The organism is Streptomyces mutomycini (assembly GCF_001700505.1).
In the GTDB taxonomy this organism is placed as follows: Bacteria; Actinomycetota; Actinomycetes; order Streptomycetales; family Streptomycetaceae; genus Streptomyces; species Streptomyces mutomycini.
In genome coordinates this window covers 1-5,134 of the sequence record NZ_MAPV01000294.1, presented here as the reverse complement: position 1 = coordinate 5,134, position 5,134 = coordinate 1, and the positions used below count along the sequence as shown (strand labels likewise).

General features: G+C 70.7%; 5 protein-coding genes. All 5 read right to left on the bottom strand.

Annotation, left to right across the window (positions count from 1 at the left end):
* Window positions 1-223 precede the first annotated feature (223 nt).
* Window positions 224-1,537, bottom strand: coding sequence for a sensor histidine kinase (locus BFF76_RS29650; protein ID WP_065849460.1), 1,314 nt, complete (start codon window positions 1,535-1,537; stop codon window positions 224-226).
* 11 nt (window positions 1,538-1,548) lie between these two features.
* Window positions 1,549-2,436 (bottom strand): DUF5936 domain-containing protein, encoded by an 888-nt coding sequence (locus tag BFF76_RS29645; RefSeq protein ID WP_031092956.1) that lies wholly within the window; start codon window positions 2,434-2,436, stop codon window positions 1,549-1,551.
* Between the two features lie 13 nt (window positions 2,437-2,449).
* The gene (locus tag BFF76_RS29640) at window positions 2,450-3,385 is read right to left on the bottom strand and encodes a type II secretion system F family protein (protein WP_031092955.1); all 936 of its coding nucleotides are present in this window, start codon (window positions 3,383-3,385) and stop codon (window positions 2,450-2,452) included.
* 10 nt (window positions 3,386-3,395) lie between these two features.
* Window positions 3,396-4,733 (bottom strand): TadA family conjugal transfer-associated ATPase, encoded by a 1,338-nt coding sequence (locus BFF76_RS29635; RefSeq protein WP_031092953.1) that lies wholly within the window; start codon window positions 4,731-4,733, stop codon window positions 3,396-3,398.
* Window positions 4,734-4,764: 31 nt separating this feature from the next.
* A partial coding sequence (locus tag BFF76_RS29630; RefSeq protein ID WP_065849459.1) for a TadE/TadG family type IV pilus assembly protein occupies window positions 4,765-5,134 on the bottom strand: 370 nt, incomplete at its 5' end.

Here is a 5,134-nt window from a genome sequence, read left to right as displayed (position 1 = left end):
GGGCTGGGGGCCCGGGAATACGGGGGAGCTGAGTTCCGCGCTGAGCGGGGTGCCGTGCGAGGACGTGTGCTGGGAGGCGTGGCTCTGTGCCGCCCGGTCCCGGCCGCCCGACGCGGGGGAGATGTCGTCCGGCATTCTGCGACCTCCTCTCAGGTGTCGTGGGGACGAAGGTACGGGGGGCGGTGGGGCGGAGGGGAGCGATTCAGCCGACGTACACCTGCCGTTACGGGTCCGCGGCCGTCGTCCCGGGTGGGGACAGAGCCGCGGTCGGCAGTTCCAGGCGGACCTCGGTGCCCTTGGCTGCCCGTCCCTTGCCGATGCGGATACGGGCGCCGATGGAGGCCGCGCGCTCGACCATGCCGACGAGCCCGAAGTGGCCGGCCCGCCTCAGGTCGTCGAGCGTGACGCCGGTGGGCAGCCCCCGGCCGTCGTCGTACACGCTGACGCGCAGGACGTCGCCCTTGATGCCCGCGAGGACGACGAGGTAGGTGGGCCGGGCGTGACGGTTGGCGTTCTCCATCGCTTCGGAGGCCACGGTGAGCAGCTGGCGGGCGACCACCTGGGGCACCAGTGGCACCGGTGTGTCGCCGAGGGTGCGGAACACCGTGTTCAGGCCGTGGCGGCGGCTGAAGTCCTCCGTCCTGCCGCGGAGTTCGTCGATGAGGTCCACGCCTCCGTCCAGCCCGGACTCGCGGCGCAGGTCGGAGAGGAGTTCGCGGGACTCGGCGGCGGCACGGCGGGCGGACCTGGCCACCAGTTCCGCCTGGTGTCTGACGGTGAGCGGGTCCGTACGTCCGGAGGAGTGGGCCAGGCCGTCGGCGGCCAGGGCCAGGCCGTGCAGGGTCTTGGCGACGGAGTCGTGCATCTCGCGGGCGAGCCGGGCGCGTTCGTTCCCGACGGCGACGCTGACGGCGAGGCGGGCCCGGGTCTCCGTGAGTGCCTGGCTGGCCGCTCCGACCCGGAGCATCAGATTGCGCAGGGCGACACCGGCGGCTCCGGCGAGGACGCAGAAGCCGGGGAGGAGGAGCACGTCGGCCAGGCTCGACCTGGGGTGGTTGTCGACGCCGTACGCCGCTGCCAGGACCAGGCACTGCACCGCGGCGAAGATGCCGGCGACGCGCCAGCCGTAGAGCAGTCCGGCGAGCAGCGGGGTGCAGACGACCGCGTAGCCGAGGGTCGATTCGGGGGTGGCGGTGAACAGGAGCAGCGCGCCGAAGACCGTGTCCACGCCGAGGAGCAGCGGGTGGCGCACGAGGAGCGGTCCGAAGCGTTCCCAGTCGCGGTAGAGGGCGTACGAGCCGACGAACGTCACCACGACGGCCGAGCCGACGAGCCAGCCCGCGAGGCCGGGGGCGCTGTTGCCGACGGCCTGCGGGGTGCCGATGGTGATCATGGCGAGCCGGAAGAGGAAAACCTGCCTGGCCATCGCCTGGAGGGCGTTGACCTGGATGGACACCGTGGGTGCGGGGCCCACCGGGGTGGACAGGGTGTGGCGGGGGTCCGTGGATTCCGGTTCCTGCTGCAGGGAGAGGCGCATGGGCTGGTCGCTCACTCCCCCGTGAGGGATCCGAAGTCGGTGCCGGATCCGAGCAGCATGGCGGCGCCCATGAGGAGCACGGTCGCGGGAATCATGAAGGTGGTGACCATCAGGGTGGCCTTGGGGACCGCCTTGGCCGCCTTGCGCCGGGCGTTCTGCGCGTCGGTGCGGCGCATGTCGTTGGCGATGGCGATGAGGGTGTCCACGATCGGGGCGCCGAGTTCCTCGCCCTGCTGGAGCGCGGTGACGAACATGGCGACCTGTTCGGAGTCGTTGCGCCTGCGCAGTTCGTCGAAGGCCTGGCGGCGGCTGACGCCCATGTCCATCTGCCGCAGGGTGATTCGGAGTTCGTCGGCCCACGGGCCCTTGTACTTCTCCGACACCCGGTCCAGCGCCTGCCGGAATCCGAGTCCGGCGGAGACGACGACGGCGAGGACGTCCAGGAAGTCGGGAAGTGTGCGGTCGATGTCGTCCCTGCGTTTGCGGACGGCGGCCCAGATTCCGACCTCGCCCCAGAAGAGGCCGAAAGCGACCATGAGGAGTGCCATGAAGATCCGGCCGCTGGTGAGCATCACGAAGGCGGCGAAGCCTCCGAGGGCGCTGTAGACGGCCCGCCGGGCGGCGTAGCGGTCGATGGTGAGACCGCCGGGGTTGCCCGCCATGTCGATCTTGCGGCGCTTCTCGTTGACCCGCTTGGCACCCATAGCGCGGAGCACCAGGGGCGCCCAGCGCATGCCGAGCCGGTCGAGGCCGGAGCCCACCGCGGTGGTGCGGGTCGAGCCGACCTCCAGGGCGAGGGCGAGGTCGCCGGGGAGGGTGGCCTCGGCGCGGTACATCCGTACGCCCTTGAAGACGCCGAGCACGCTGAGGCCGACGACGAGAGCGAGCAGCAGTTCCATTCCGGTCCCCTCCTCAGATATCGATCTTGGAAATGCGGCGGATGGCGATGAAGCCGACGGCGTAGAGGCCGAGCGAGACGATGACGGCGACCTGGCCGGCGAACGATCCCGTCATGCGGTCGAGTGCTCCAGGGAGGATCGCGTTGACGAGGAGCATCGCGCCGACGCCGATGGCCGGGACGGCGTACGCGGTCGCGTTGATCTGTGACAGCTGGGTGCGGACCTCGCGACGGGTCTCCTTGCGCTCCTCCAGGGTGATGGTGAGGTTGCGCAGCGAGGAGACGACCTGGCCGCCGGCCCGGTTGGAGAGGATCAGGGTGGCGACGAGGACGACCAGCTCGCGGGACGGCAGCCGGGTGGCGAGCTCGTCCAGTGCGTCGTCGAGGGTGCGGCCCACCCCCAGCTGGTCGGCGACGATGCGCAGTTCGTCGCCGGCCGGCGCTTCGAGTTCGTCGGCGGCCATGGCGATGGAGGTCCGCAGGGAGAGACCGGCCTGGGTGGCGTTGGCCAGCACCCGGGAGATCTCCGGCAGCTGGCTGATGAATGCCTCGGTGCGTTTGGCTCGGTGCCAGTTCAGGAACGTGTTGGCGCTCCAGATCCCGGCGAGTCCGGCGAGCGGGCCGAAGAACGCCGCAAGGACGGAGGCCGCGATCAGCCACAGGCCCGCCACCGAGGCGACGACGTAGAGGAAGTACTCCCCCGGAGTGACGTCGAGGCCGGTCGCAGCGAGCTTCAGCTCGATCCTCCTGCCCAGCTTCGTACGGCGCAGCCTGCGGTCGAGCCCCCGGAAGCGGCGCTGCGGGCCGATGTCGGTCTGCCCGGTCGAGGAGAGCCGGTCGACGAGGGCCTCGCGCTGGGCCTTGCCCGAGGTGTACGCCTGCAGGCCCATGACGCCGAGTACGCAGCACAGCAGCGTGACACCGATGGTGAGCGGTGCGAGATTGTCCATGTCGGGGTACCTATCTGGCCTCTCGGGTGGCGAGGTATTCGTCTGACGGAGCGACCCCGAAGGCCTGGGGGATCGGCTGTCCGGCCATGTAGAGCCGGTCGGCGGTACGCCGCGGGAGCGGGAGGGCCTGGAACTCTCCGTGGACCACGCCGTCGACGTCCATCGGCCGGGCTGCGAACCGGGCGACGGTGACGATCCTGTAGGGGTCGCGCCCGTGCGAGTCGAGCACCGCGATCTCGGTGACCTTCCTGGTGCCGTCGGCGTGCCGGGTCAGCTGGACGATCACGTCCACGGCGCTGTTGATCTGGTCGTGCAGGGCCTCGAAGGGGATCTTGATCTCGGACATCGACGCGAGGGTCTGGAGACGCATCAGCGCGTCCTCCGCGCTGTTGGCGTGGACGGTGGCGAGCGAACCGTCGTGGCCGGTCGACATCGCCTGGAGCATGTCGAGCGATTCACCGCCGCGGACCTCACCGACGATGATGCGGTCCGGGCGCATGCGCAGGGAGTTGCGGACCAGGTCGCGGATGGTGACCTGGCCCTTGCCCTCCACGTTCGCGGGGCGGGACTCCAGCCGGATCACATGGTTCTGCTGGAGCTGGAGTTCGGCGGAGTCCTCGATGGTCACGATGCGTTCGCCGTCGGGGATGAGTCCGGAGAGCGCGTTGAGCAGGGTGGTCTTCCCGGTGCCCGTGGCCCCGGAGACGATCACGTTGAACTTGGCCTGGACGAGGCCGGCGAGCAGCAGCAGCATCTGCTGGTCCAGTGAGCCGAAGCCGATCATCTCCTGGAGCGTGAAGGACCGGGGGAAGCGCCGGATGGTCAGCGTCGCGCCGGTGAGCGAGAGCGGCGGGATGATGACGTTGACGCGCTCGCCGCTGGGCAGGCGGGCGTCAACCATCGGATTGGCCTCGTCCACGCGCCGGTTGACCGTGGAGACGATGCGCTCGATCGTCTGCATGAGCTGCTCGTGGCTGGCGAAGCGCATGGGGAGCTGCTCGACCCTGCCCGCGCGTTCGACGAAGATCTGGTCGGGTCCGTTGACCATGATCTCGGTGATGGAGGCGTCCTCCAGGAGTGGTTCGAGCACGCCGAGCCCGAGGGCCTCGTCGACGACCCGCCGGATCAGCTGGGAGCGCTCGACGGTGGAGAGGACCGGGCCCTCGCGGCTGATGATGTGGCCCAGGACGCGTTCGAGCCGGGCCCGGCGGTCGGCGGCGGCCAGCGAGGACATCTCCGCGAGGTCGATCTCCTCGAGGAGCTTCGCGCGGTACGTGGCGACCAGGTGGCCGTCCTCCCGTCCCCCTCCGCGCTCCTCGGGGGCGGTGATGCGTGCCCGCAGGCTCATGGGCGGTACTCCTCGGATGGGATGGGTGCGCTCAGTCGTCGCGGGGCATGGTGGCGGACTTCTCGACGGTCCGGTCACCGAGCAGGCCGAGCAGGACGTCCGGGATGGTGACCGTCACCGTGACCGTGACCGCGTCGCCGCCGGACGGCGCCGAGATCCGGGACCGCTCCGCGACCCAGCCGGTCATGGAGGCCCTGCCGACCCGTGCGTAGGACCCGGACACGTCCTCCTGCGCGGCGGTGCGGGCGGCGGCTCTCGCGCCGGTGCCCGCCTGCTGCGCGGTGTAGGCGATCAGGCCGAGCTGGATGCCGGCGAGGCCGATGAGGATGAGGACGGGGAGGAAGCCCAGGTACTCGATGGCGGTGGACCCGCGGTCCCCGCGCCCGCCCCGTCCCTGCCCC

Excerpts from the sequence above, each read along its gene's own strand:
- BFF76_RS29650 (WP_065849460.1), bottom strand. The coding sequence starts at position 1,537 with ATGCGCCTCTCCCTGCAGCAGGAACCGGAATCCACGGACCCCCGCCAC.
- BFF76_RS29645 (WP_031092956.1), bottom strand. The coding sequence starts at position 2,436 with ATGGAACTGCTGCTCGCTCTCGTCGTCGGCCTCAGCGTGCTCGGCGTC.
- BFF76_RS29640 (WP_031092955.1), bottom strand. The coding sequence starts at position 3,385 with ATGGACAATCTCGCACCGCTCACCATCGGTGTCACGCTGCTGTGCTGC.
- BFF76_RS29635 (WP_031092953.1), bottom strand. The coding sequence starts at position 4,733 with ATGAGCCTGCGGGCACGCATCACCGCCCCCGAGGAGCGCGGAGGGGGA.